We start from the raw sequence: 25,910 nt of genomic DNA on the forward strand, positions 1-25,910 counted from the left end.
CATGCGGAAGGGGCCTTCCCGGCGAGTCCGGGAAGGCCCCTTCCGCGTGTGCGAGACCTACGAGTTGTTCTGCAGGCTGCTGCTGATGCCCTGGTCGAACTGGATCGCGTTCTCCTTGATGCCGTTGAACATCTCCGAGAAGTCGTTGATGCCCTTCACGGCGGCCAGCAGGCTGGTGTCGAAGTTGTTGTAGGTGGTCCGGATGACCTCGCTGGACTGCTGGAAGACCATGCCGTCGTCGACGAGGGTGTTGACCCGGTTGCGCAGGTTGCTGAGCACCGGCAGCAGGTTCTCGTGGGCGTCGTGCAGCAGGCTCACGACCTCCTCGATCTTGTGGTAGTCGAGGTTGATGCCGTTGTAGCTGGCCATGGGGTTCCTGTCCGTTCCTGTCGGTCGCGATGCGGTGGGCGGGTGGTCACCAGGCGGCGGGGGTGGAGTTGTAGTCGTCGTCCCCGCCGTCGTCGTCGTCATCGGTGGTGCCACCCACCTGCTGCCAGTCCGGCTGGTTGCCGTTGGCGTCCTTGGGGCCGCGGGTGTACTCGGTGCGGTCGCCGTCACTGCCGGTGGTGACCATCGTGCCGCTGCCGTCGGAGTTGAGGTTGGTCTCCGAGTGGACGGTGCTGCCGTCCGGGTACGAGGTGTCGGTGGTGTAGTGGTTGCCGTCGCTGGAGTAGTTGGTGACCGAGGTGTACGTCTTGCCGTCGTAGGTGACGGTCGACTCCTCCTTGATCACATGACGCTGGTCGTCGAGCGTGAGGTGCGTGTGGACGCTGCCCCGCGCGGTGTTGATCGTCTGGTCCAGCGGCGGGTCCCCGGGGTCGGTCGCGGAGCAGAAGTCCGGCATCTTGCCGTCCGGTCCCGGCACGCACTGGTCGAGGTGGGACTGCTTGTAGTCCCACAGGTCCTTGTCCCGGAAGTAGTTCTGCAGGCCCAGGTTGCTGCCCGTGATGCCCATGCCCTGGGCCAGCTCGGAGTCGAACGACAGGAACGCCTCGCCCACCGAGCCGAAGGCGCCCGCCAGTTCCTTGAGTCCCTTGTCCGCGTGGGACATGGTGCTGCTGGCGTTGGAGTAGAAACCCGAGAGCGCGTCGGCCAGGGTCTGGTCGCCGAGGACCGTCAGGGCGTCGCTGGAGGTGTAACCGTCGTAGTCCGTCTGGCCCAGCCGGGAGAACGTGCTGTTGTCGAGGAGCGGACCGATGTCGCCGGCCAGGGCCTCCAAGTCCCGCTTTGCATCGTTCAGGACGTTGTATTCGATTTTGAGTGAATCGGCCATGCCTGGGCCTCCCCGTCGGGACTCCGGTCAGTTGGACCACGCCGCACACGCTCCGCCGGTTCACCGCAAACGGAGGGTGTAACTCAGATCACGTGAACCGCATCGGCCGCTGTGGCGTGGTCAGTTGGGGAGTGACCGCCCCGAGCCCCGCAGCTTCCGGGAGGAACTCGTATGCCACGCCCGACCGACTGGAACGCGATCGGGCTCGACAGCGACCCCACACCGGGCGATCCCGACCAGATCCGGACGCTGTCCACCGAACTCAACCACCTGGGCTCCGAGGCCCGGCGGATCAGTACGGCGATCGACGCGGTCATGAACACCGCCGGCGACAGCGTCTTCGTCGGCGAGGCCGCCAACGCGCTGCGCGACAAGGTCAACGACCGGCTGCGCGGGCACATCGAGGACGTGGCGCAGTCCTTCGAGACCGCGGCGAGCGCGCTGACCACCTGGGCGGACAAGCTCGTCGACCTCCAGTCCCGGGCCGACGGCGCCCTCAACTCGGGCCGGGGACTGTCCGAGGACGACCCGAACCGGGACACCTACGCCTCGACGGCCCGGCAGGCCGGCACCGAGCACGGCGAGGGCGCCGCCGCGGCGGCGGGCAGCATCTCCGGCGTCTCCGACATCCAGCTGCCGATCTCCAAGTGCCAGCTCTTCTGGGAGGCGTTCCAATGGCTGGCGATCATCCTGATCGTCCCCGCCCTCATCTTCGGCGGCCCGATCGCGCTGCTCGCCCTCGGCGTCAACCTGACCCTCTTCATCAAGACGATCGTCGACTTCGCCAACGGTGACGCCAGCTTCCTCGACCTCTTCCTGGCCGGGCTCGGCATCCTGGCGCCCACCACCAAGGCGCTGCCGATCTTCCAGATCATCAAGGGCGTCGGTACGACCGCCTTCGCCAAGGGCTTCGCCAACATCGCCCGGGGCACCTTCCAGGCCCTGCGCAACCTGTTCACCAACGGCTTCCGTCCCACCACCCTGCTGCTCGGCCTCAAGGACCTGGTGCGGCTCGGCAGCACCTGGGTCTACAAGGGCGGCCTGTGGGTGCTGGACGGCATCCACAACCTGCCCAACATCATCAGCAAGGGAGTCGACTCGGTCAGCCTGACGATCGTGCAGGGGTTCAAGGCGATCCCCGGCTTCGTCCGTGGACTGCCCGAGACCTTCTCCCGGGGCTGGCAGACCACGAAGGAGTGGGTGGGCAAGGAGTTCGGCGGCACCAAGTGGCTGCGGATCTTCCTGCCGGTGGACGCGGCGGAGATCGGCGAGTACGGCTTCGCGCGCGCCCTGCGCATCAGCCTCTTCGACCGCGGTGTGCTCGGGCAGCACGTCTTCGGCGCCCCGATCACCAGCACCATCGGCCGTACGATCAGCTCGGTCCCGGTCGACCCGCGCACCGTCGACGCTCTGGTCGACATGCCGCGCATCCAGCTCAACGAGGTGCGGTTCGGGGCGGGTTCCGGACAGAGCAGCATCCGCAACCTCGACCTGAACATCCCCAGCACCCATCTGGACGTCACCTCGACGCTGCGTCCGCCGACCCTGAACCTGGGGGACGTGGGCGCGATCGCCCACCGCGGCAACTTCGGCGTCCAGGCGGGGCGCACCGTGGACGCGCTGGTGGACATGCCCCATGTGCAGCTGAGCAACGTCCACGTGGGGAACTTCGGCTCGCTGGGCGGGCGTTCGGACCAGCTCGGAGTGAGCGTCGGTGCCACGCCGACCATCACCACCGCGTCCGGCCTCCATGTGCCCGCGTCGGCCGGTGTCCCCGGCGCCACGCACGGCATCACCAACACGCCGGTCACAGCGGTCTCCGGCGGCGCCCACACCACGCTCACCGGGCTGCCCGGGACCCCGCACACCGTCACCGCCGCCGGTGACGTCCTGACGCCGGGCGGGGCGCACAACGGCACCCACGCGCCGGGCACCTCGATCCTCACCGGCACCCACTCCTCGCCGCCCCCGGTGGCCGCCACGCTCGGCGACCTGTCCACGCCGGGCACGCCCACGCCGGGCACCCTGCACTCCGCCCTCACCGGCAACCCGGGCGTAGGCACCGTCCACGCGCCCGGCACCCCCGGCCTCGGCACCGTCCACACGACGCTGACCGGCACCCCGGGCACGAACGTCGCCCACACCGCGCTGAACTCGACGCCCTCGCCCGGCGCCCCGCACGACGTGACGGCCCCCAACAGCCTGCTCACCGGCCCCACCACCGTCGCCCACCCGTCCCCGACCGGCATCGGGCACACCGGGCCGGGGAGTGTCGACGCCCATGTGTCGGCGTTCGACCTGCTCGCGGGCGGCGGCCACCGCACGCCGGACTCCCCCGTGACCCCCGGCACCGGCAGCGCCCTCGCCGACCGCACCACCAGCGCCCTGCACGCCAACCAGACCCGGCTCCACCTCGACGAACTGGTCCACCAGCCGGGCTCGCCGCGCCCCGGTACCCCGCCCGAGCAGCTGCCGCACGGCTCGCCGAACCCGGCGCCGGGCACCCCGGACCGGCTCACCGTCAACCCGGCGACACCGGACCGGCCGACCGTGCGCCCCGCCGCCCCGGACCGGCTCACGGTGAACACCACGACCCCCGACCGGCTCACGGCCACCCCCGCCCCGCACGACCGGGGCCCCGTCGGCCCCGGCGGCTCCGGGCACCCCGGACCGGGCGGGCAGCACGGCCCCTCGGCCCTCGACCTCGTCGACACCGGCCGCAGCGCCCGCGAGACCGACACCCCCGCCCTCGCCGGCGCGCCCGCCCACACCGACGCCGACAAGGGCCTGGCCGGGTCGGCCTCCGGCGGCTCCGGGCACGCCCCGGAGAACCTGGCGGCGCACCCCGCGCCCACTCCGCCGCAGACCCACACCCCGCTGCCCGCGCAGCACACCCCGGCGCCCGCGCCCCACACCACCGGCGACGGCGGCGTCCCCTTCGACGAGCTCCTCAAGGACCGCAACGTCGTCAAGGTCCCCGGCGATCACGAACTCGCGGTCCGGGCCCCCCGCGGGGAACAGCCCGAACTCCACGGCGACGCGGCCCGGTCGGGCCTGTTCACCGTGGAGAAGAACGGCCCGACGGGCTTCGTCGTACGGCAGCTGGAGGCCGTGGGCGGCACCGTCGTCGTCCACACCTGGAACTTCCGGCGCGTGGGCATGCGGATCGGGCTCGCCGACCAGAGCGTGCGCCTCGCGGACGGCCCGTTCAGCGGCGTGACGGTCAAGGTCACCGACAAGTCGGCCGTGCCGGCCGACGACGCCGCCCGGTGGCCCGCGAAGCTGGGCGCCGACGGTGAGATCGTCATCGCCTCGGCCTCCGGCAGCCATGTCTACAGCGGGGCCACCGGTCAGCTCCTCCGCTCGGCCACCCCGGACGTCACCCTGCCCCCGCGCCCGGCCGGCCTCACCGGCCAGGCCGCCGACAGCTGGGACGCGGCCGCCCACGCGGCCCGCGGCCACATGGGCAAGGCCGCGACCGACAACGAGGTCAAGCTGTTCATGCAGGGCGTCATCGGCGGCGCCTTCACCTCGAAGAAGGGGTACGGCGGCTTCGTCAAGCCCAGTGTCCTGGAGGGCAATCCGGGCCTGGTCGGCAAGGTCGAGCAGTTCAACAAGGTCGCCGATGACCTGATGTTCGAGGGTCCCAACCAGCGCATGACGGTGTGGCGGGGCGTGTCGATGGACCCGCGGGCGGCACAGGCCGACGTGTTCGTGGAGCGGTTGCCCGCCTCGACCTCCAACAACCGCGCCTTCCAGGCGGAGTGGGCGAAGAACGGCGTCAACAGCAACCGCGTCGTGTTCGAGATCGACGTCCCCGCCGACCACGGCAAGCTCGCCATGGCCTACCCGCCGGGGTACACCAAGGCCGCCGACGACGCCCTCGCGCTCAACCAGGACCAGTGGGAGGTCACTCTCTCGCCGACCCGGCTGGTGCGGACCGGGCCGGCCCGGGTCGAGGACGGCATCACGGTCGTGCCGGTGCGCGCCGAGCAGATCCCGGATGCCCAGCTCGGCGACCTCATCAACGCCAAGTGGTCCGGGCTGCCCTCGGGCGAGGCGTTCGAGGACTTCGGCCGTGCCTTCGGGCAGGACGCGATGCGCCGCTGGGAGGGCCTCGGCGACGCGATCGTACGGGAGAGCGGTGACGGCCCGAACGTCAGGACGTTCACCGTCGGCCGGCCCGGCTACGCGGACGAGATGACCATCACCGTCACCCACAAGGTGGACGACGACGCCGTCTCCGTCACGATCACCGGCGGCGACCGCACCTTCAGCAGGGAGTGGAGCGGCACCGGCTTCAACGACCTCGCCGCCGACCTGCGCGGCCACGTCCTCCACAACAACGAACTGCTCAGCTCGCTGCCGACGCCGACGTCCTGGGACCGGGCCGCCCCAAGCCCGGCCCGCGCCACCCCGCACACGGAGACGGCCGCCCCGGGCATGCCCCACACCACGCCCGGGACCGACACGACGCTGCCGAGCACGACCCACACCACACTCCATCCGGACACGGCGCTCCCCACCACGACCCACCACACCCCCCTGGACACCGGGACGGCCGTTCCGAGTCCGGCCCGGGGTACCCCGGAGACGACGGCGGCGCACGCGGGAGGCAACGAGCTGCCCGGGCGTGGGACGAGGCTCACCCCGGCGGAGATCCGGGAGGCGTGGTTCCGGGACGGCGAACGGGTCGACACCTTGTTCGGGCACGTGGACGATCCGCTGCGCCAGGCAAGGCGCGAGGCCTGGCGGGATCATGTCCAGGCGCGTTACGACCTGGGCCGTGCCGAGGAGCTGCTGCCGCACAACGGTCACGCGGGCAGCTCCCGCGGTCCCACGTCCAGCGAGATCCGGGCCCGCGAGAACGTCGACCTCGCCCAGCAGCAGTACGACGCCACCCACCGCCGGCTGACCGAACTCGGCGTCGACCCGGCCCGGATGGAAGCCGATCTCGCGGTCCTGCGCAACCTGAGCCTCAACGAACGCCCCCGGCTGCTCGGTGGCACCGCCACCCCGGTGAACGAGGCCACTCCCCCGCCCGCGGTCACCTCCCCGGCCGCGCACGGCGAGACGAACGCGGCCGCCTCCGCGGCGCCTCCCCGGCGGCTGGACGAGATCCTGGGGGACCGCACCAAGGCCCACCAGGATCTTCAGCAGGCCGAGATCCAGCAGACACAGTCCGGCAGTGACCCCGGCAAGATCGCCGAGGCGAAGGCGAACCGGGCCGAGGCGGACGCCAAGTTCCAGGACACCACCCGCGAACTGGAGCAGGCCTTCCAGCACGAGCTCGACAACAGCCTGCTCTCCCAGCGTGAACTGAACCAGCTCGTCGACCAGTTCGCGGGGGCGGGCGAGATCGACCGGGCCCGGACCCTGCAGCAGCACGCGCGGGACCTGGACACCCGCTCCCGCGGCGGGGCCGACGGTGCCGGCCGCCCGGACCAGTTCATCCGGACGGGCGAGGAGATCCAGGGCCAGTCGCACACCGTGCAGCAGCTCGCGAGGGATCTCGAAGGCCTCGTCGAGACGGGCACCGCGTCCCCGGCGGCCCTCAAGGAACTGGCCGCCGAGCTCGAAACGGCCGCCAAGGAGCTCGACGTGTCCCTCCAGGGGCACGTCATCGACGCCGCCCGGTTCGGCGGCACCTACACCCTGCGCAACGAGCACGGTCCCGTCGCCGCCGTGGCCCATCACCTCTCCAAGCTGGTGGACGACGCCGTCCAGGCCGCGAAGCCGGGCGACTTGGTCGTCCTCAAGGGCTTCCACGGTATCGACGCCTCGGTGGCCCAGGTCCGGCGCGATCTGCCGGCCCTCGTCCGCCGCTACCGCGAGAACCAGGCGTTCGGCGACGTGCACACCGGGCGGCAGTGGGAGGCGGTGCTGCCCGGGACCGAGGCCCAGTGGCAGAAGGTGTTCGAGGACTTCAAGGGCTTCGACAAGCTCTCGCGGTCCCAGCAGCACGACTTCGTCCGCACACTGTCCGAGCGGAACATCGCCGACCTGCGGGCCGACGTCGACAGGATGCTCAACGACCTGCCGTCCGCGGAACGCGCCCGCTTCGAGCAGCTGCGGGACACGCTCCAGAACCTGCCCTACCGGATCAAGCACGCCACCCCGGCCTATCACGCCATCGCCAACAGCGGCGTCATGTCCTCCCAGGGCGACCTGACCCGGCGCGGCGTCAAGTTCCTCGCCTCCGGCAAGAGTTCGGCGAAGAACACCTCCAACCTGGGCAACGACGACTTCGTGTTCTTCCGCATGGACGTCGGCGACAGGCCGATGGCCACCCGGTACGGTCCGACCACACTCGTCTTCGACGCCAAGGTCCTGGAGGAGAAGGGCGGTTGGGTCTCGCTCCACGACCAGCTGCACCCGCTGGACCGCGACACGATGAGCCGGCTGACGTTCGGCGACGACGTCGTCCGCAGCGCCAAGTACGACGAAGGCTTCGACGAGGTCGGCAAGCGCGGTCGCTGGACGTACGAGTACCCCGACCACAGCACCCGGCACGTCTCCTTCGAGCAGGAGGTCTTCCACGGGGCGCACGTGCGCGAGGCGCTCGCCCTGTCGGTGGTCCGCGAGGTGCACCTCATCGGCGGCGGTTTCAAGGACGACGTCTTCCGGCTCCTCGCCGAGGGCGGCCACCCGGAGGAGCTGGGCTCGGTCATCTCCAAGCTGTACCGGCCCGAGGCGAAGTTCGGCTCCGGGCTGCCCGTCAACCCGCTCGGGAGCCATGTCGACACCGAGTGGCCGAGGCCGCTCGCGGTGCACGACGCGGACGGCGACGGACGCTATCTGGCCGACGGCACGGTCGACCCGGCCGCACGGGCCGCCGGCAAGGCGTTCGACGAGGCGTCCGACCGGGTGCGCCAGGCGGACAACGCCGTCAAGAGCGGCAACGCCAAGGGGGTCCGCTACAACCTCAACAAGGCACGGCCGCACGCCGAGCAGTCGGTCGAGCTGACGCGGCAGTTCCACGACGTCGCGGACGGCGCCCGCAAGGACCTGGCGAAGACGCTGCTCGACGAACGCGTTCACCGCCTGGACGACATCAACGCGCGGATCGGGGCGCTCAAGACCACCCCGAAGCCGGCCAAGGCCCCGGCCGTCAAGACCCCGGCCGCCGGGACCTCGACGGCGGGCCCCGGCGCGGGCACGGCCGACCTGGGCGCGCTGCCGCACCAGGTCGAGCAGGCACTGGACTCGATTCCGGGCATCACCGCTGACATGAAGCAGATGGCGCGGGCGCTCGGCCACTCGGACGGCTTCCGCGCGCTCAAGAACTCCGGCAGGGCCTCCCACACCAAGGGCGCGGTCGGACTCGGCGTGAGCGAGTTCGATGTCGCGTTCCAGAACATGCGCAAGGCGAACCTGGTCTACGGGAACCCGGCCGGTCTCCACCTCACCGACGAGGGCCGCGCGCTGCTGCAACTGCCGCCGAGCGCGGAGACGAAGACACCGGCGCCTGCCCTGTCCACCACCGCGACCGACGTCCACACGACGCCCGTCCGCGCCGAACCACAACTCCCCCACACCCAGCCGGGCCCCGAGACCAAGCCGCCCACACTGACGACGGACAGCACCCCGCCCCACGGCCTGAACACCGACGTCCCCGCCCCGCACCCCGTCGACACCGACGCCCCGACACCCCACCGCCTGGACACCGACACGACCCCACCGCTCGCCAAGGACACCGACACCACCACACCGTCCCGCCTCACGGACACGGACTCCTTCCAGCCGCACCCGCTCGACACCGACACCACCGCAACTCGTCTCGCGGACACCGACACCACCACCCCGCGCCCCGCGGACACCGAGACGGCGACACCGCACCTCGCCGACACCGACGCCCCGACACCCCACCGCCTGGACACCGACACCACCACCCCCGCGCCCCACCGCGCCGACACCGGGCACACCACGCCGACACCCCCGGCGGACAGCGCGCGGCTCGATGGCGGCCGGTCGGCCCGGCCGCTCGGTGACTCCGTGCTGGACGACATGCTCCGGCCGCCGCCCCGGCGGAACCCCGACACCGCGCCGGACACGGCGGCGCCCGGCGGCGGTCACCCGGCCACGCCCGATCTCCTCGACCGGGCCGCGTTCCGGCAGAGCACGTACCGTGCGCACGGCATCCGGGCCCGTTCGCAGATCCTGCACGTCGACCGGGCGCTGGACGACTTCCTCCGCGTGCCCGCCGACCAGCTGGGGCAGCGGGCCACCGCTCTCGACGACCTGGCCCACGCCGCCGAGCGCTTCCTCCAGGTCCGGCCGGAGTCGGTCCGCCGGACCGGCGTGGAGCGGTTGCTGAACCAGGCGCGTGCCGAGGCGAACGCGTACCGCCTGCTGGACGACTTCCGCCGGCCGGGCGGTGCACCGGACGGCCTCGCCGACCGCACCCGTACCGCCCTCTCGGCCGGCGGCACGGGCCCGGGGACCCACACCAGGCTCCAGACCATGCTCGACGAGCTGGACCGGACCCGGCTGACCCGACAGCAGACCGACGCCCTGGACCTGCTGGACACCGCCCCGCCCGTCCGGCAGGACCACGGCAAGGCACCCGTCCGGCAGCCGGGCGCCACGCCGTGGGCGGCGGAATCGGCGGCGGTCACCGACCTCCTCGGCGGCGAGGGCCGCCCGCTGCGCGAGGCGTGGTCCCAGCTGACGTCCGCCCGGCAGGAGCTGAGCCGGGTGGAGGAGCTGCGCCGTGGACCGGGCGGAGCCAGCACCTCGCAGGGCGTCAGCGCGTACGACGTCCAGCTCACCAACGAACTGCTGCACGCCCGGGACAGGTTCGACACCGCCTACCGGAACCTGGAGGACATCGGCGTCCACCCGGCCGACATCGACGCCCGGATGCAGGAGATCGAGTCCGCGGCCACCCGGCGCGGCGCGACGCTGGGCGCGGGCAAGCTCGACACCGTGCCCGACACGGTCCCGGCCTCCGTCCAGCAGATCGGGCTGAACAACTCGGGTGTCTCCGGGCCGAACGGCCTGATCATCGAGCGCACCGTGGCCGCCGACAACACGGTGACGCTCCGGGTACTGGACGGGCAGCTGCACCCGGACCCGGCACGCACGGTCACGCTCCGTGCGGTGGACGGACATTTCGACGTCCGGCACACGGCGTCGGACGTCGTCACGACGTACACGGCGAACGGCGACCGGATCGCCGACGACATCCCGCTGTACGACGGCGCCGGGCAGCCGACGGGAACGCGGCTGCACACGGACATCGACGGCCACGGCCGCCGGCAGACCCCGAGGGTCGACGGCCCCGGCGGGGACCGGCTGGCCGCGTTCGTCCTGCCCGGGGACGCGACGCGGATCACCCACCTCGACACCGGTGTCACCCACCGCGTCGACGCCCTGGGACACCGACTCGACGAAGGCCTCCAGCTCACCGGCCGGGACGGGGTCCCCACCGGGACCGACCGGGTGCGGGTCACCGACGGCACGGAGGTCCATGTCACCGATCTCGCGGGCAACCGCCTGGACCTGCGGGTCCAGGACCTGGGCGACGGGAACGGGGTGCGGGTCACCGAGGACGTGACGGGTGTCTCCGACCGCTACGACGCCCGGGGCCGGCTCCAGGAGGCCGGTGTCTCGCTCACCGACGCACAGGGCACACGCGGACAGCGGTTCGTCGCCGACGACGGCACGGGCCGCTTCCTGACCGACGCGGCCGGCACCCGGCAGGCCGAGACGGTGACCACGCTGCCCGGCACCACCGGATTCCGGGTGACCGACGACGCGACCGGCACGACCACCCGGTACGCGGCCGACGGCACCTTCCAGGACACCGGCCGGGCATTGTTCGACCCGGCGACGAACGCCCGCGACGGCCGGGTCGCCGTGCCGGACGGCACCGGCGGCCACCGGCTCACCGACATCGCCGGACAGCCGCTTCCGCAGCGGGTCGTCGAGGTCGGCGACGCCCGGCTGCGCACGATCGACGACACCACCGGCGCCTCCGTGCTGCACGACGCCCAGGGGCACCCGACGGGCACGTCGACCGCGCTGGCCGACCCGGCGGGCGGCCGGCGCGGCGCACGCTTCGCCGAGCCCGACGGGGCCGGCGGTCACCGCCTCACCGACGCCGACGGCACGGCGCTGCCCGACACCGTGACCGCGCTCCCGGGCAACGCCGGTTTCCGCACGGTCCAGGGCACCGGACACCACACCTTCGGTCCGAACGGCGACTTCGCGGGCGACGGACTGCGGCTGACCGGACGCGACGGCGCGCCCGCCGGGCACCTCGACCGGCCACTCGTCGGAGCGCCCCGCTGGCTGGACGACACCTTCGCGCCTGACCCGGCGCGCGCGGTCGCCCTCGACGGAGGCGGCCGCATCGAGATCGCCCGGCCCGGCGGCGGCCACCAGATCTTCGACCAGAACACCGGCGGTTTCGTCCAGGAGACGGTCCCGCTGCCCGGCGGCGGCCACCAGACCACCCTCGCCGACCGGTCGTTCACCCGCTACGACGGCCAGAACGCCGTCACGGCCACCGGCACCCCGCTGCCCGCGGGCCACGGCGGACGCCTCGTCGTCGTGGCGCCGCCGACCGCCGCGCACCCCGGCGCCTGGCTGGAGGACGCGGCGGGCGCCAGGCTCGCGCACTGGGACGTCGTCAGGCGGCCCGACGGCACTACGCGGATCGAGTTCGGCGCACCGGACAGCCCACGACGCGGCGAGTTCCTGCACCTGGACGCCCACGGCACCGTGACCCGACAGGGCTTCAACGTGCTGGACGAGGGGCGGCGCACGGACTTCCGGTACGTCGTCGACCACACCGCCGGCACCTGGGAGCGGACCACCCGGGCCGGGGCGCCCACGGCCCCGGGATCCTTCCATCGCGGCACCGCCGACCTCTCCGGCGCGGCCCACGGGCACGTCCAGCTGCTCAGCTCGACCAAGAAGCAGGTGCCGGTCTTCGAGCGCCGGGTGCTGCCCGGTGCCTCCGGTGACGTGGTCGACTCCTTCCGGCGCACCGACACGATCGCCTTCGCACGCACCAACCCCCGTACACACTGGGTGCGTTGGGACGGGTCCGGGACCCCGGTGGGCACCGGAAGCCGGCACTACGACACGGCGGGCACCGGCTGGCGCGACACCGACGGCTGGGGCCGCACGGTGCGCGAACACCGCGACGGGCTGCAGAAGTTCAACGGCCGGACCGGCCACACCCTGGGCGTCGACAACGGCAACGGCGCCTGGACCTGGCACCGTTACGACGGCGCGGGCCGGGAGATCGCCTCGGGTCCGCGCACCCGTGAGCACGTCGGCAGCGGCTGGACCGACCGCACCGCGGGCGGTGACCTCGCCCAGCGGCAGTGGGGCATGGCCGAGTGGCCGGAGCGGGCCGGGCAGTACCAGGAGCACGCGATGGCCGCCGACGGCAGCCTGACCGGCACCTGGGAGCGGCACTCCCCGCACGGCAAGGAGGTCGGTAAGCACGAGGTGTTCGGCGACGGTTTCCTCACCACCGACCGCTGGCGCGAGCAGCGTCCGCCCACCTGGGTGCGCACCCGCTGGCTGGCCGGCGCCGAGCACGCGCAGCCGCCGTTCGCCCATGTCCGGGGCGACGACACCTACCAGTTGTTCACCTGGAGCAGGGAGGCGGGCGACGGTACGGTCGCCGCCTCCGGTGTGCGGTACGTCGGCATGGACGGCAGCGCCCTCGACCTGGCCGCCGACGGCGGCTTCGCCCGGTTCAGCGGGAAGCTGCACGACGGCACCTCCCTGAAGGTCGGCGACCACGCCGGCCGCCCCGCCCATGCTCCGGCCAACCCGACCGACCACCCCTGGCAGGCCGGCAACGTCCGGGGCTACCGCGAACCCCTGACGAACGACCCGGACGGCAGGCTCTGGCAGGACGTCTACCAGGACGCCGGCGGCGTGACCCGGACCGCCCGCGAAGGCCGTCCGAACGGGGTCGTGCGGGAGTTCACCGGTGACCGCACCTGGGTGGACCGGGACCCGCACGGCAACCTCGTCGGCCAGAGTCATCCCAAGCCGAACGACCCGGGTCGTGTGATCCAGGGTTCCGGGCGCGCCGACTCCGGCCGCTGGACCTGGCGGGAGCTGGACGCGAACGACGCCCAGGTGGCCTCTGGCGAGCGGGAGTTCTTCCGTGGCTCCACCGACTCCCGGCTGCCCTGGGACGACTCCTACCGGGACTTCGACGCCGACGGGCGGCTGGTCCGCGAGCGCCGGATGCTCGACTCGGGCCGGTACGTGGACGCCTGGCGCGACAACAACGGCCGGTGGTCGGCCAACGTCTTCAACCGGGACGGCACGCCCCTCGACCCGGCCCTGGCCGACCAGGCCCGCCGCTGGTGGCACGGCGGCGCCTGGCAGGACCAATGGGCGCCCGGCGCCCGCCACTTCCGCGACTCGCTGCCCGGGACCGGCCAGGGCGCACCCACCGTGCTCCGCGAGACCCCGGTGCGCGGCGGCGGTCCGGTGCGGGTGCGGACGTACGACACCCAAGCCGCCACGCCGGGTTCGGTCTGGAAGGAGTACGACCACGGCAGCGTGGTCCGCGAACGCAAGCCGCAGGGCACCGGGTTCCTGGAGACCGACTCCTGGCGCGGCCAGTGGAACCGTTACGACGACCGGGGCGATCTGATCGCCCAACGCACCGACAACGGGCTGGTGTTCGAGCGGGACAGCTTCGGCCGGATGGAGCTGACCGGGAACGAGTACGACTTCCGCGGGGCGCTGACCGAGATCCGCGGCTGGGGCCGTACGACCCGTGAGGCGCAGCGCATGCCCTGGTCGGGCACCGTCCTGCCGGACGGCAACGCGGCGCTGCGCGAGGCGCGTTACGAGCCGTACTGGCAGAGCGTGGCGAAGAAGGCGGCGCTGGAGTTCGGCCAGGAGTTCATCCTGGAGTTCGGCGCGAACCTCGCCGTGAACGGGATCGTGGCGGCCGTCCAGAACAAGCCGTTCACCGGCAAGGACGCGCTGAAGTCCTTCGCCAACGCGGCGGTCGGCGCGGGCATCAAGACCGGGCTGAGCACGGCGGTCCACGAGAACCGGGCCCTCGGCTTCGAGAAGCTCGGCCAGTTCAAGGCCGGTATCGCCAACATCGACGGCGGCAAGCCGTGGACCCGGCGGCCGCTCAACCACGACAAGACCTGGGTCAACGAGTGGGCGGGCAACGAGACGCCGACCCGCTGGCGCGGCGGCACCTACGACTTCTCGTTCGGCGTCCTCAGCAGCGCGCTGTCCGGCTGGGTCAACGGCAGTATGAACGCGGCTGTCTGGGGCGTGACCAACGCCGACGGGCAGACCGTGAAGCTGCACGGCGGGGACGCGGTCTGGGAGGGCGGGATCAACGCCGCCGCCTCCGTGACCACGGCCGCCACCACCGGACTGGTCAAGAACGTGTTCGTGATGAGCGCGGGCAGCCGGCTCTTCCACCGCCAGGGCTTCGCCGAGTTCTGGATCCAGCTACCCTTCAAGATCTTCGAGAAGTCGATCCAGTCGCTGTACCTGACCAGTGCCTATCGTGCGAGCATCAATCCCACCTATTACCAGGCACCTTGATCAACGCAGCGGCGATCACCGAGGACTGAGGAACACAGATGACCACCCGTCACACCGTGGCGCCCAAGGGGCAGGGCGGCCGGGGCGCGTACCGGACCATCGGCGAGGCGGTACGGGCCGCCTCGCCCGGCGATCTGGTGGTGATCGCCCCGGGCACCTGGACCGAGAACCTGGTGCTGGACCGCGAGGTCGTGCTCACGGCGGAGCACGGCCGGGGCAGTGTGGTGATCGCGGCGCCGCCCGGTGAGGCGGCCGCGGTGACCGTGGACGGCCCGGACTGCGCCCTGCACAACATCACCGTGTGGGGGTCCGACGCGGGCCTGCCCGCCGTGAGCGTGTCGCCCGGCGCCGGGCTGGTCCTGGAAGAGTGCTCGGTGGAGGGCGGCCGGGTGCAGGTCAAGGGCCCGGAGGACGAGGAGGGCGGTACGACGGCGGTCGTGCTGCGCCGCTGCCGTCTGGAGGGGGCCCGGCTGGCCGGACTGCATCTGGCGGGCGGTGTCCGGGCCCGGCTGGAGGACACCGCGGTGACCGGCGTCGACGGCACGGGCGTGGTGCTGTCCGGCACCGCGAGCCTGGACGCCGTACGGCTGCGCCTGGAGCGGACGACCGGGTCCGGGGTGCGGCTGCGCGGCCGGTCCCGGCTGCGGCTGACCGACTCGGTGCTGGCGGGCAGCGGCCGGGCGGGACTGCTCCTGGAGGACGCGACCGAGGCCACGGCCGGGGAGTCGCGTATCGAGACGCCCGGCGCGGCGGGGGTGCATCTGACCGGCTCGGCCCGTGCGGAGCTGACCGACTGCCGGATCCGTGGGGCGGCCGCCAGCGGTCTGGTCGTGCAGGAGACGGCCCGGCTGAGCGCCTCGGGCTGCTCGGTCGCCGACGCGGGGGCCAACGGGCTGCTGGTCACCGGCTCGGCGGAGGCGGACCTGGCCGACTGCAGGATCGACCGCAGCGCCTTCAGCGCCGTGCATCTGGCCGGTACGGCCGTCGGGCGGCTCGCCGACTGCCGGGTGCGGGGCGGCTCCGAGCACGGGGTGCACGCCACCGGCGAGGCCCGGGTCGAACTCACCGACTGCGGGATCGTCGACGTCGCCATGACCGGGGTGAGTGTCCTGGAGCGGGCGGTGGCCACGCTCACCGGCTGCCGGGTCGCCGGGTCAGCCGCCGGGATCGGCATCGGTTCGCCGGCCGGCAGCACGGTCGCCGACACCACGGTGACCGGGACCAAGGAGATCGGTGTGCAGGTCGCCAAGGGCGCCGCCGCCGCCCTCGCCGGGATCCGGATCAGCGGCGCGGGGGCGGCCGGGCTGGTGGTCGACGAGGGCGCCGAGGCGACGGTGGTCGGCGGCCGGGTCGAGGACTGCGCGGGCTCCGGCGCGGTCGTGTGGACCGGCGCCCGCCCGGAGGTGACCGGCCTGCACATCGACCGCCCGGGCAAGAACGGGGTGTTCCTGGCGGAGGGCGCGGGCGGCACGTTCACCGCGGTCGAGGTCACCCGCGCGGGCTTCCCCGCCCTGCATGTGGCCAAGGGCGCCGACCCGCTCTTCCGGCACTGCCGGATCCGGGACTGCGCGGAGGCGCTGGGCACCGACGAGGGCGCCGAGCCGGTCCTGGAGGACTGCACGGCCGACGGCACCCCGCTCGCCTTCGGCACCCCGGCCGCGGCTCCGGCGAACGGCAGACCCGGTGCGGCCTCGCCCTCCGCGTCCACCGCCAAGGCCGTCGACGACTCCGACGAGCCGGAGGAGGAGAACCTGGAGGACCTGCTCGGCGAGCTGCACGAACTGGTCGGCCTGGACCGGGTGAAGCAGGACGTCGGCTCCCTGGTCAAGCTCATGCAGACGGTCCGGCGCCGCGAGGAGGCCGGGCTGCCCGCCCCGCCGCTCAGCCGCCACCTGGTCTTCGCCGGCAACCCCGGCACCGGCAAGACCACCGTCGCCCGCCTCTACGGCCGCCTCCTCAAGGCCCTCGGTCTGCTCCGCCGGGGCCATCTGGTCGAGGTCGACCGGACCGCGCTGGTGGGTGAGTACGTCGGCCACACCGGCCCGAAGACCACGGCCGCCTTCAACCGGGCGCTCGGCGGGGTGCTCTTCATCGACGAGGCCTACTCGCTGGCCCCGGCCTTCGCGGGCAACGACTTCGGCACCGAGGCCGTGGCGACGCTGGTGAAGCTGATGGAGGACCACCGCGACGACGTCGTGGTCATCGCCGCCGGCTACCCCGGCGACATGCACCGCTTCATCGGCTCGAACCCCGGTCTGGCCTCCCGCTTCGGCCGCACCCTCCTCTTCGAGGACTACGAGCCGGCCGAGCTGGTGTCGATCGTCGAGTACCAGGCCGGACAGCACCGCTACGAGCTCACGCCCACGGCCCGCAGCGAGCTCGTCGGTCTCTTCGAGGCCATGCCCCGGGGCGAGGGCTTCGGCAACGGCCGCTCGGCCCGGCAGATCTTCCAGGAGACGACCGAACGCCAGGCCCAGCGCGTCGCCGAGCTCGCCGCTCCGACGCCGGAGCAGCTGATCAGTCTGGAGGCCCACGACCTGCCCCACCCGGCCGCCCGCTGAGGGCGCGCTGCGTTCCGTACAATTTGAGGCCGAACGAACGTCACGAAGGAGCCACCCGTGCCCGGTCAGCGGTCCATCACCGAAGCCGAGAAGCTCGCCTCGGCGAAGCTCGGCGGTACTCCGATCCGCCGGGACCAAATGGCGGCCGTGGCGAACATCTACCGGGCTGCCTCCGCGGTGCGGCAGCACCTGGAGAACTCCGTGCTGCGCGGCTCGGACCTCACCTGGACCGCGTTCGTGGTGCTGTGGGTGGTGTGGGTGTGGGGCGAGTCGGAGACCCGGCACGTGGCGGAGGAGGCCGGGATCTCCAAGGGCACGCTCACCGGGGTGGTCCGCACCCTGGAGTCGCGGGGGCTGCTCGCCCGGGCCGGGCATCCGAGCGACGGCCGGCTGGTGCTGCTCAGCCTCACCGACAAGGGCGAGGAGCTGATGCGGCGGGTGTTCCCGGCGTTCAACGAGGAGGAGGCCTTCGTGACCACCGGTCTCAGCGACGCCGAGTGCCGCAGCCTCGCGGAGGGGCTGCGGCGGGTCGTGCTCCAGGTGGAGGAGCACGGTGAGGAGCGGCGCCGGGAGCTGCTGGACGGGGCCGAGCCCGCGCCCCGCCGCAGCGGGCGCCGCCCGAAGGCCTGAATCAGGCGGCGGCCCGTACCAGCGCGTCGAACAGCCGCTGCTGGACGGGGTCCTCGTGCGCGGTGTCCTCCGGATGCCACTGCACGGCGGTGAACCAGCCTCGGGCGCCGGGGAGTTCCAGGCCCTCGACCGTGCCGTCCGCGGCGGTCGCGGTGACGGTGAGCCCCTGGCCGAGGCGGTCCACCCGCTGGTGGTGGTAGCAGGAGGCGTCCGCCTTCTCCTCCCCCAGCGCCCGGGCGACGCGGGAGCCGGCTCGGACGGTCACCGGGTGGCGCAGGTGCCGGTGGGTGCGGTCCGGGCCGCCCATGTCCTGCTCCAGGGTGCCGCCGAGTGCCACGTTCACGGCCTGGAGCCCCCGGCAGATCGCCAGCAGCGGCAGCCCCGACTCCAGCGCGTGGCGCGCGACTTCGAGGTCGAAGGCGTCCTGGAGGTCGTCGACGTCGTAGACGCTGTCGTGGGTGTCGGTGGCGCCGTAGCGGTACGGCGCGAGGTCGCCGCCGCCGGGCAGCAGCACCCCGTCGAAGCGGGCGAGCCGGCCGGCCACGTCGGTGTCGGCGGGGTGGATGCTCGCGGGTTCGCCGCCGGCCCGCCAGACGGCCTCGATCAGCGCGCGGGCGTTGACCTCGGCGGCGTAGCGCAGGGCGGAGGTGGTGGCGGAGAACCGGGCGGGTACGGCGATGAGCGGACGGAGCTGACGGTGCGGACGGGTCACAGCTGGATCCAGGTCGTCTTGAGTTCGGTGTACTTGTCGATCGCGTGCGCGGACTTGTCCCGCCCGTTGCCGGACTGCTTCATGCCGCCGAAGGGCACGGTGAGGTCGCCCTCCTCGTAGCAGTTCACCCAGACCGTGCCGGCCTTCAGGGCGCGGGAGACCTGGTGGGCGGTGGACAGGTCGGAGGTCCACAGGCCGGCCGCGAGCCCGTACTCGGTGGCGTTGGCGAGCCGGACCGCCTCGGTGACGTCGTCGAAGGCGAGGACGGACAGCACCGGGCCGAAGATCTCCTCGCGGGCGAGGCGCATCCCGGGTTCGACGCGGTCGAAGACGGTCGGCCGCAGGTAGCTGCCGCCCGTCTCCGCGAGCGCCCGCTCGCCTCCCGTGCGCAGCCGGGCGCCCTGCTCGCGACCGACGGCGATGTGGTCCCGTACCCGTCCCAGGTGGGCCTCCCCGACCAGCGCGCCCATCTCGGTCGCCGGGTCGAGCGGGTCGCCGATCCGCAGTTCCTCGGCCCGGCTGACGATCGCGTCCGTCACGCGCTCGGCGACGGAGGAGTGCACCAGCAGCCGGGAGGGGGCGGTGCACATCTCGCCCTGGTTGAAGAAGATGCCCCAGGCGGCGGTGGCGGCAGCCGCGTCCAGGTCGGGGGCGTCGGGAAGGATGATGTTGGGCGACTTGCCGCCCAGCTCCAGCCAGACCCGCTTGAGGTTGGAGTCGGCGGAGTAGCGCAGGAAGTGCCGTCCGACGGCGGTGGAGCCGGTGAAGGCCAGCACGTCGACGTCCGGGTGGAGGCCGAGGGCCCGCCCGGCGGTGGGCCCGTCGCCGGTGACGACGTTCAGCACGCCCGGCGGGAGTCCGGCCTCGGTGCCGATCCGGCCGAGCAGCAGGGCGGAGAGCGGGGAGGACTCGGACGGCTTCAGTACGACGGTGCAGCCGGCCGCGAGCGCCGGGGCGACCTTCCAGCCGGCCAGGGTGAGCGGGAAGTTCCAGGGGACCACCGCGCCGACGACCCCGGTCGGCTCGCGGGTGACCAGGGCGAGGGCGTCGGACGCGGTGTGCGGGGACTCGTCGGTGAGCTTGTCGGCCAGCTGCCCGTACCAGCGGAAGGTGTTGATCGCCGCGCGCAGTTCGATGGCGTACGACTCGGTGATCGGCTTGCCCATCTCCAGGGTGATGGTGAGGGCGAGCCGTTCCCGGTGTTCCTCGAGGAGTTCGGCCATGCGGAGCAGGATCCGGCCGCGTTCGGCGGGAGCCAGGTGCGGCCAGGGGCCGGAGTCGAAGGCGCGGCGGGCGGCGGCCACGGCGAGGTCGACCTCGGCCTGCCCGGCGTCGGCGACCCGGGTGAGGAGCTGCCCGTCGCGGGGCGAGACCACGGCGAAGGCGGCACCGCCGCCGGGTTCGTCGGTGCCGTCGATGTGGTGGTGTGCGGGCAGGTCGAGGGCCTTGGCGCGGCCGAGGAGTTCGTCGTGGGTGAGATCCAGCATGGTGGTCCCGTCGAGGGGTCGGGGGTCCGGCCGCGGGGCGGCCGGACCCGGCGAGGGTGGGTCAGCGACCGTGGACGAACCGTGCGCTCCCCGCCCCGAGCAGCAGCACCGCGGGGACCGCCAGGACCAGCCGGAGGGCCGTGGTGGCGTCGCCGCCGATGAGGGTCGTGAAGTTGGTGAGGACCACCCAGATCACGGCGGCGATACCCAGCGCGCCGAGGGCGGGGGCGATCAGCGTGTGCCAGCGCCGGGTGTCCAGGCGCTCGCGGCGGAAGAAGACGATCACCGAGACCGAGGTCAGGAAGTACAGCAGCATGCAGGCCAGCACGCCGACGCCGCTGAACCAGGAGAAGAGGGTGAGGACCGGGTCCTTGCCGGCGAGGGCGAAGGGCATCACCAGGAGGACGGCGAGCGCCGTCTGGACCAGGCCCGCGATCCACGGCGAGTGCCGGTGGTTGAGGGTGCGCAGGCGGCCCGGCAGCAGGCCCTCGCGGCTCAGCGAGAACAGGTAGCGGTTGGCGGAGTTGTGGAAGGCGAGGATGCCGGCGAAGAGCGAGGTGGCCAGCAGGATCGGCAGCACGTCGTTGACCCAGCCGCCGAACTGGGCGGCGATGGGCGCGAAGACGAAGACCGTGGAGTCGCCGCCGGCGAGCGCCTTGCCCGCGGCCGCGGTGACCTTCGAGGGGCCGTAGGAGGAGACCAGCATCCATGACACGAAGGCGAAGAAGCCGGTGACCACGGCGACCGACAGGTAGGTGGCCCGGGGGACGGTCTTGTGGGGCTCGCGGGCCTCCTCGCCGTAGATGGCCGTGGCCTCGAAGCCGAACATGGAGGCGACGGCGAACATCAGGGCCACACCGGGCGCGCCCTGGAGCACCGCGCTCGGGGAGAAGGTGCCGCCGAAGTCGAGTCCCTCGGGACCGCCGCCCTTGACGAGGGTGACCAGGGCGAAGACGAGCAGGATGCTGAACTCGGCGAGCACGAACACGGCGAGCACCTTGGCGCCCAGCTCGATCCCGGCGGCGCCCAGCACCTGGACGACGCCCATGGTCACCAGGGCCCACACCCACCAGGCGATGTGCGCGCCGGAGTAGTGCTCGACCAGCCCGCTGACGGTGAACCCGTAGAGGCCGTACATGGCGGCCTGGACCGTGCAGTAGGCGAACAGCGCCACGGCCGCGCTGCCGCTGCCGGTCGTCCGGCCCAGGCCCTTGCCGATGTACGTGTAGAAGGCGCCGGCGTTCACGACGTGCCGGCCCATCGCCACGAAGCCCACCGAGAACAGCAGGATCACCGCTCCGGCGATGGCGTAGGCGGCCGGAGCCCCGGCGCCGTTGCCGACCGCCACGGCGATCGGGACGGCGCCCGCGATACCGGTGAGCGGCGCCTGGGCGGACAGGACGAAGAAGAGGATGCCCAGGACACCCAGGGCGTTGCGTTTGAGGGCGGCCGCGGGGCGGCCCTCCCCGGTCTGCGGAGAGGCGTCGACCGTCTGACTGTCCACTCGGATCACCTGCTGAGGGGAAGGGAGGAGTTTTCGTTTTGAGCCAAACGAGTTGCCTCATGGTGGGCCAGAACTATCCATCCGGCAAGGGGGTGGGGAGGGGAATTTACGCCGGGGAAACCGCCCTGCCCAGGGCATGACGAACCCCCCGGCGCGACCGCGACGGGGGGTTCCGTGTCGGGCACGCTCAGTCGCGCTTCTCCGGCGGCCGCTCACCCAGGGTGTGCAGCAGCGCACGCAGCTCGGCGAGGGCGGCCTCGGTGTCCGCGCGGTCTCCGATGCCCGTGAGCTGGTGCAGCACCAGTCCGTCCAGCGCCGCGAAGACCAGCCGGTTGAACGCCGGGCTCGCGTCGTCGGGCAGTATCCGGGCCAGCTCGCGCCGGGAGGCGCCGAAGTACTCGTCGTACAGCTCCCGGACCTGCGCCAGCAGCTCGGGGCGGCGGCGGGCCTCCAGCAGCAGTTCGTACTGGTACGCCTGCACGTCCGCGTCGTCCTCGACCATGTCCGTCAGACCGGTCACGAAGTCCTCGGGCTTCCCGGTGCCGGGCTCCAGCAGGCTGCTGCTGAGGCTGAGCCGCACCGCGTAGGCGAGGGACTCCTCGATCAGCGCGTCCCGGGAGCCGAAGTGGTGGACGACCAGACCATGGGTGACCCCAGCCTCCTCGGCCACCGCACGGTAGGTGAGGTGGCGCAGCCCCCGTCGCCCGACGACCCTGACCGCGGCCTTGAGCAGCGCCTCGCGGCCCTCCCCGTACCCCAGCCGCTTGCGCGACCGGGCCTCGGACGGCTGCGGGGTCCCGGCGGATTCGGTCATGGTCGCGACCCTACCCGCCGGGTCCCGGCGCCTGTCGTGACGCCTACCTGCGGGGTGGGCGGACGCCACGGAACTCCCAGTCGCCGCCGAGCGCGGTGGAGAGTACTTCCTCGGACTCGGTGGGCTGCGCGCCGACGTCGTCACGGATCGGGGTGGGTCCGGTGACGATGTGGTTGGTCAGCCGCCCGAGCCCCTCCACCTCCACCTCGACGACATCACCCGGCTGGACCGGCCGTGAGTTGGCCGGGGTCCCGGACAGCAGGACGTCACCGGGGTACAGGGTGATGGTCCGGGCGATGTCGGCGACGAGGTAGTGCATGTCCCACTTCATCTCGTCGGTCGAACCGTCCTGGACGACCTCGCCGTTGACGTACGTCCGCAGCCGCTTGCCGTGGAAGTCCCAGTCCGTGACCAGTCCCGGGCCGAGCGGGCACAGCGTGTCCGACCCCTTCACCCGCAGCATGGACCCGGCGTCGGTGTCCCGGAAGTCGTGCAGCCCGTAGTCGTTGGCGATGGTGTACCCGGCGATGTACTCCCCCGCCTCGGCCGGCGAGACGTTCCGCGCGGTCTTCCCGATGACGATGGCGACCTCGCCCTCGTAGTTGAGCCATTTGCAGCCCTCGGGGCGGACGATGGCGCCCTTGTGGGAGTTGAGGGAGGAGGTCGGCTTGTGGAAGTAGGTCGGTGTGTCGGGCAGGTCGATCTGGAACTCGTCCACCCGGCTGCGGTGGTTGAGATGGACGGCGATCACCTTCGACGGCACGACCGGCGGCAGATGCGGGGCGTCAGCGATTTTCACGCGCCGGCCGTCCCCGGCGACGAGTTCGTCCCCGTCGAGGGTGACCTGGGCGGCGGCGCCGTCGAGGAGGATGCGGCGGTACTCGGGCATGTCGGGGCTCCTCAGATACGGCTGTGGGGGGTGCGCGGGGCGGGTGTTCCGGTGCCGGTCCAGCCGTCGGCGGGCCGGTCGAACCAGAGGTGGACCTGGCCGGTGCCGATCGAGTTCTCGTACTCGCCGTACTGGCGGGCCCGGGCGGTGCAGGCCTGCTCGCCGAGGGCGCCGGCCATCATCAGGTAGTGGAAGAACTTCGCCTCGGGCCTGAACTTCCAGAACGCGTCCATGGTGTCCAGGACCTTGCCGTGACGGCCCTCCTTGAACCAGGCGATGCGCTCAAAGTCCGCCTCGCGGGCCTCGGGCGTGAAGATGTGGACGGGGTCGCTGGCCTCGTGGTCGCGCAGTTCACGCAGCGGCCAGAAGGTGTGCGAGAGGGCGCCGGAGGCGATGAGCAGCACCCGACGCCCCGGGGTGGCGGCGATCCCGTCCGCGAGGGCACGGCCGAGCCGCAGGTGGTCCTCCATGTCGCCGGTCTGGCAGACGCCGATGGTCACCCACCGTTTGTCGGGCAGGCCCTCGCCGAGGTACTTCCAGAGGTTGATGGTGGCGTAGTAGATCGGCAGGTAGTCGTCGTCGATCGCGGTGATCCAGGTGCCGTGCTTGTCGGCGAACTTCTCCACATTGCGGGCGAGTTCCGGGTCGCCGGGGAAGTCGTAGGGCATCCGGCACATCCCGCGCGGCAGTTCTTCGGAGGTGAACAGCCCGGCCCGCCGCTCCTGGGCGGTGACCACGAACTCGACGGTGGTCGCCCAGTGCGAATCCAGTACGACGACGGTGTCGTAGTCGTCCCGCTCGAACACCTCCCGGCGCAGCTGGCGCAGTCCGGTGACGAGGGTGATCTCCTTGCCCTCGTTGAGTTCCAGCCGGTCGGCCTCCGGCAGCACGATGGTGGGGACGTGGGCGAGGAGCCCCGCCCCGACGATCTCACCCATGGTCCTTCCACCCTCCGGGTGCGGTGACGGTGTTCTTCAGGTCGCAGTAGAAGTCGAAGCTCCAGGTGCCGCCCTCGCGTCCGACGCCGGACAGGCGGGAGCCGCCGAAGGGTGCCTGGAGGTCGCGGACGAAGAAGCAGTTGACCCACACGGTGCCCGCGACCAGCTGTGCGGTGACACGCTCGGCACGCTCCCGGTCGCCGGTGGCCAGGGTGGCAGCCAGCCCGAACCGGGTGTCGTTGGCGAGACGGACGGCTTCGTCCTCGTCGGTGAAGGTCTGCAGGGTCAGGACGGGCCCGAAGACCTCCTCCTGGACGATCTCGCTCTCCTGCGCGACATCGGTGAGGAGCGTCGGCGCGTAGAACTGCCCGTCCAGGCGCTGCCCGCCGATCACCGCACGAGCCCCGTCGGCGATCGCCCGCTGCACGAACGCGTCGATCTTCTCCAGCTGACGGGGGTGGATGTTCGGGCCGACGTCGGTCGCCTCGTCACGCGGGTCGCCCTGCACGAGCGCGTTCGCCTTCTCGGCGAACCGGCGGGTGAACTCCTCGGCGACGGCTTCCTCGACGAGCAGCCGGGTGCCCGCCAGGCAGACCTGCCCGGCGTTGTCGTACTGCTCCACCGCGAGGTCCACGGCGAGGTCGAGATCGGCGTCGGCGAACACCAACAGCGGCGACTTGCCGCCGAGTTCGAGACTCAGGGGCGTCAGGTTGGTGGCGGCCGAGGCGGCGATCCGCCGGGCCGTGGGTACCGATCCGGTGAAGCTGATCCGCCGCACGTCCGGGTGCGAGGTGAGCGCGTCGCCGATCTCCGCGCCGTAACCCTGCACGACATTGAGGACACCGGCCGGCAGCCCCGCCTCGGCGGCGATGTCCGCGAGCAGCGAGGCGGTGAGCGGGGACCACTCGGCGGGCTTGAGGACCACGGTGTTCCCGGCGGCGAGCGCGGGGGCGACCTTCCAGCTGGCCATCATCAGCGGGGCGTTCCACGGCGTGATCAGCACACAGGGCCCGGAGGGGTCCCAGCTCACGTGATTCGCGTGTCCCCGGGTCTCGAAGTCCTCGTGCTCCAGTCTCAGCAGCCAGTCCGCGAAGAACCGGAAGTTGTGCGCGACACGAGGCATCACACCACGGCGGTGGGAACGCAGCAGCGCCCCGTTGTCCGTGGTCTCGACGATCCCGAGCTCTTCGATCCGCTTCTCCACACCGTCGGCGATCGCGTGCAGGAGACGGGCCCGCTCGGCACGGGGGGTGGCGGCCCAGCCGGGGAAGGCCGCCTTGGCAGCGGCAATGGCGGCACGGGCCTCGGCGGGTCCGCCGCGGGCGATCTCGCCGACCGGCTGCCCGTCGATGGGCGAGTGGTCGGTGAACGTCTCGGCGGAAGCGACCCGCTCGCCACCGATCCAGTGCCGGGTGTCGACGGACACTCCGGCAACGACGATCTTGTCAGCCATGAGAAGGGTTTCCATTCATACGAAGGGACCTGCCACGTACCTCAGGGGCGCGGGGCTGTGTTGAATGTGCGGCTACCGCCGCGTGGGCG

The 25,910-nt window shown here is 72.3% G+C and carries 12 protein-coding genes; 3 read left to right on the plus strand and 9 right to left on the minus strand.

The window, feature by feature from the left end; genetic code table 11:
* Window positions 1-57: 57 nt before the first annotated feature.
* Together ACFZDK_RS18700 and ACFZDK_RS18705 are read right to left on the minus strand one after the other, a co-directional pair.
* Window positions 58-369, minus strand: coding sequence for a hypothetical protein (locus ACFZDK_RS18700; protein ID WP_046730425.1), 312 nt, complete (start codon window positions 367-369; stop codon window positions 58-60).
* A 46-nt stretch (window positions 370-415) separates the two neighbouring features.
* The gene (locus tag ACFZDK_RS18705) at window positions 416-1,273 is read right to left on the minus strand and encodes a hypothetical protein (protein WP_390973730.1); all 858 of its coding nucleotides are present in this window, start codon (window positions 1,271-1,273) and stop codon (window positions 416-418) included.
* Between the two features lie 171 nt (window positions 1,274-1,444).
* Between ACFZDK_RS18705 and ACFZDK_RS18710 the strand changes: the two genes are divergently transcribed.
* The 3 genes from ACFZDK_RS18710 to ACFZDK_RS18720 are packed head-to-tail and all read left to right on the plus strand — an operon-like array spanning window position 1,445 to window position 18,024.
* Window positions 1,445-14,833 (plus strand): hypothetical protein, encoded by a 13,389-nt coding sequence (locus tag ACFZDK_RS18710; RefSeq protein WP_390973731.1) that lies wholly within the window; start codon window positions 1,445-1,447, stop codon window positions 14,831-14,833.
* 38 nt (window positions 14,834-14,871) lie between these two features.
* The gene (locus ACFZDK_RS18715) at window positions 14,872-17,394 is read left to right on the plus strand and encodes a right-handed parallel beta-helix repeat-containing protein (RefSeq protein ID WP_390973732.1); all 2,523 of its coding nucleotides are present in this window, start codon (window positions 14,872-14,874) and stop codon (window positions 17,392-17,394) included.
* A 57-nt stretch (window positions 17,395-17,451) separates the two neighbouring features.
* A complete protein-coding gene (locus ACFZDK_RS18720; RefSeq protein ID WP_390973733.1) occupies window positions 17,452-18,024 on the plus strand; it encodes a MarR family transcriptional regulator in 573 nt (190 codons plus the stop codon).
* A gap of 1 nt (window position 18,025) precedes the next feature.
* Here the strand turns inward: ACFZDK_RS18720 and ACFZDK_RS18725 are convergent, their stop codons facing one another.
* From ACFZDK_RS18725 to ACFZDK_RS18755, 7 genes are all read right to left on the minus strand, one after another.
* Entirely contained in the window at window positions 18,026-18,736 is a 711-nt protein-coding gene (locus ACFZDK_RS18725; RefSeq protein ID WP_390973735.1) for a gamma-glutamyl-gamma-aminobutyrate hydrolase family protein, read from the minus strand.
* Window positions 18,733-20,223 (minus strand): aldehyde dehydrogenase family protein, encoded by a 1,491-nt coding sequence (locus tag ACFZDK_RS18730; protein ID WP_390973737.1) that lies wholly within the window; start codon window positions 20,221-20,223, stop codon window positions 18,733-18,735. Before ACFZDK_RS18730 ends, ACFZDK_RS18725 begins: the two co-directional genes overlap by 4 nt.
* A 61-nt stretch (window positions 20,224-20,284) precedes the next feature.
* Entirely contained in the window at window positions 20,285-21,727 is a 1,443-nt protein-coding gene (locus ACFZDK_RS18735; protein WP_390973738.1) for an amino acid permease, read from the minus strand.
* A 187-nt stretch (window positions 21,728-21,914) separates the two neighbouring features.
* On the minus strand, window positions 21,915-22,541 hold the full coding sequence (locus ACFZDK_RS18740) for a TetR family transcriptional regulator (protein WP_390973739.1): 627 nt from the start codon (window positions 22,539-22,541) through the stop codon (window positions 21,915-21,917).
* 43 nt (window positions 22,542-22,584) lie between these two features.
* Window positions 22,585-23,430 carry a fumarylacetoacetate hydrolase family protein gene (locus ACFZDK_RS18745; protein WP_390973741.1) on the minus strand — a complete coding sequence of 282 codons (846 nt, stop codon included), beginning with the start codon at window positions 23,428-23,430 and terminating at the stop codon, window positions 22,585-22,587.
* An 11-nt stretch (window positions 23,431-23,441) separates the two neighbouring features.
* On the minus strand, window positions 23,442-24,368 hold the full coding sequence (locus tag ACFZDK_RS18750; RefSeq protein WP_390973742.1) for a 3,4-dihydroxyphenylacetate 2,3-dioxygenase: 927 nt from the start codon (window positions 24,366-24,368) through the stop codon (window positions 23,442-23,444).
* Complete coding sequence (locus ACFZDK_RS18755) at window positions 24,361-25,821, minus strand: aldehyde dehydrogenase family protein (RefSeq protein ID WP_390973743.1); 1,461 nt, start codon at window positions 25,819-25,821, stop codon at window positions 24,361-24,363. The genes ACFZDK_RS18750 and ACFZDK_RS18755 overlap by 8 nt, the downstream gene beginning before the upstream one ends.
* Window positions 25,822-25,910: the final 89 nt, after the last annotated feature.

Origin of the sequence: Streptomyces sp. NPDC007901 (assembly GCF_042959465.1) — a bacterium.
Taxonomy (GTDB): domain Bacteria; phylum Actinomycetota; class Actinomycetes; order Streptomycetales; family Streptomycetaceae; genus Streptomyces.

Excerpts from the sequence above, each read along its gene's own strand:
- ACFZDK_RS18700 (WP_046730425.1), bottom strand. The coding sequence starts at position 369 with ATGGCCAGCTACAACGGCATCAACCTCGACTACCACAAGATCGAGGAG.
- ACFZDK_RS18705 (WP_390973730.1), bottom strand. The coding sequence starts at position 1,273 with ATGGCCGATTCACTCAAAATCGAATACAACGTCCTGAACGATGCAAAG.
- ACFZDK_RS18710 (WP_390973731.1), top strand. The coding sequence starts at position 1,445 with ATGCCACGCCCGACCGACTGGAACGCGATCGGGCTCGACAGCGACCCC.
- ACFZDK_RS18715 (WP_390973732.1), top strand. The coding sequence starts at position 14,872 with ATGACCACCCGTCACACCGTGGCGCCCAAGGGGCAGGGCGGCCGGGGC.
- ACFZDK_RS18730 (WP_390973737.1), bottom strand. The coding sequence starts at position 20,223 with ATGCTGGATCTCACCCACGACGAACTCCTCGGCCGCGCCAAGGCCCTC.
- ACFZDK_RS18740 (WP_390973739.1), bottom strand. The coding sequence starts at position 22,541 with ATGACCGAATCCGCCGGGACCCCGCAGCCGTCCGAGGCCCGGTCGCGC.
- ACFZDK_RS18745 (WP_390973741.1), bottom strand. The coding sequence starts at position 23,430 with ATGCCCGAGTACCGCCGCATCCTCCTCGACGGCGCCGCCGCCCAGGTC.
- ACFZDK_RS18750 (WP_390973742.1), bottom strand. The coding sequence starts at position 24,368 with ATGGGTGAGATCGTCGGGGCGGGGCTCCTCGCCCACGTCCCCACCATC.
- ACFZDK_RS18755 (WP_390973743.1), bottom strand. The coding sequence starts at position 25,821 with ATGGCTGACAAGATCGTCGTTGCCGGAGTGTCCGTCGACACCCGGCAC.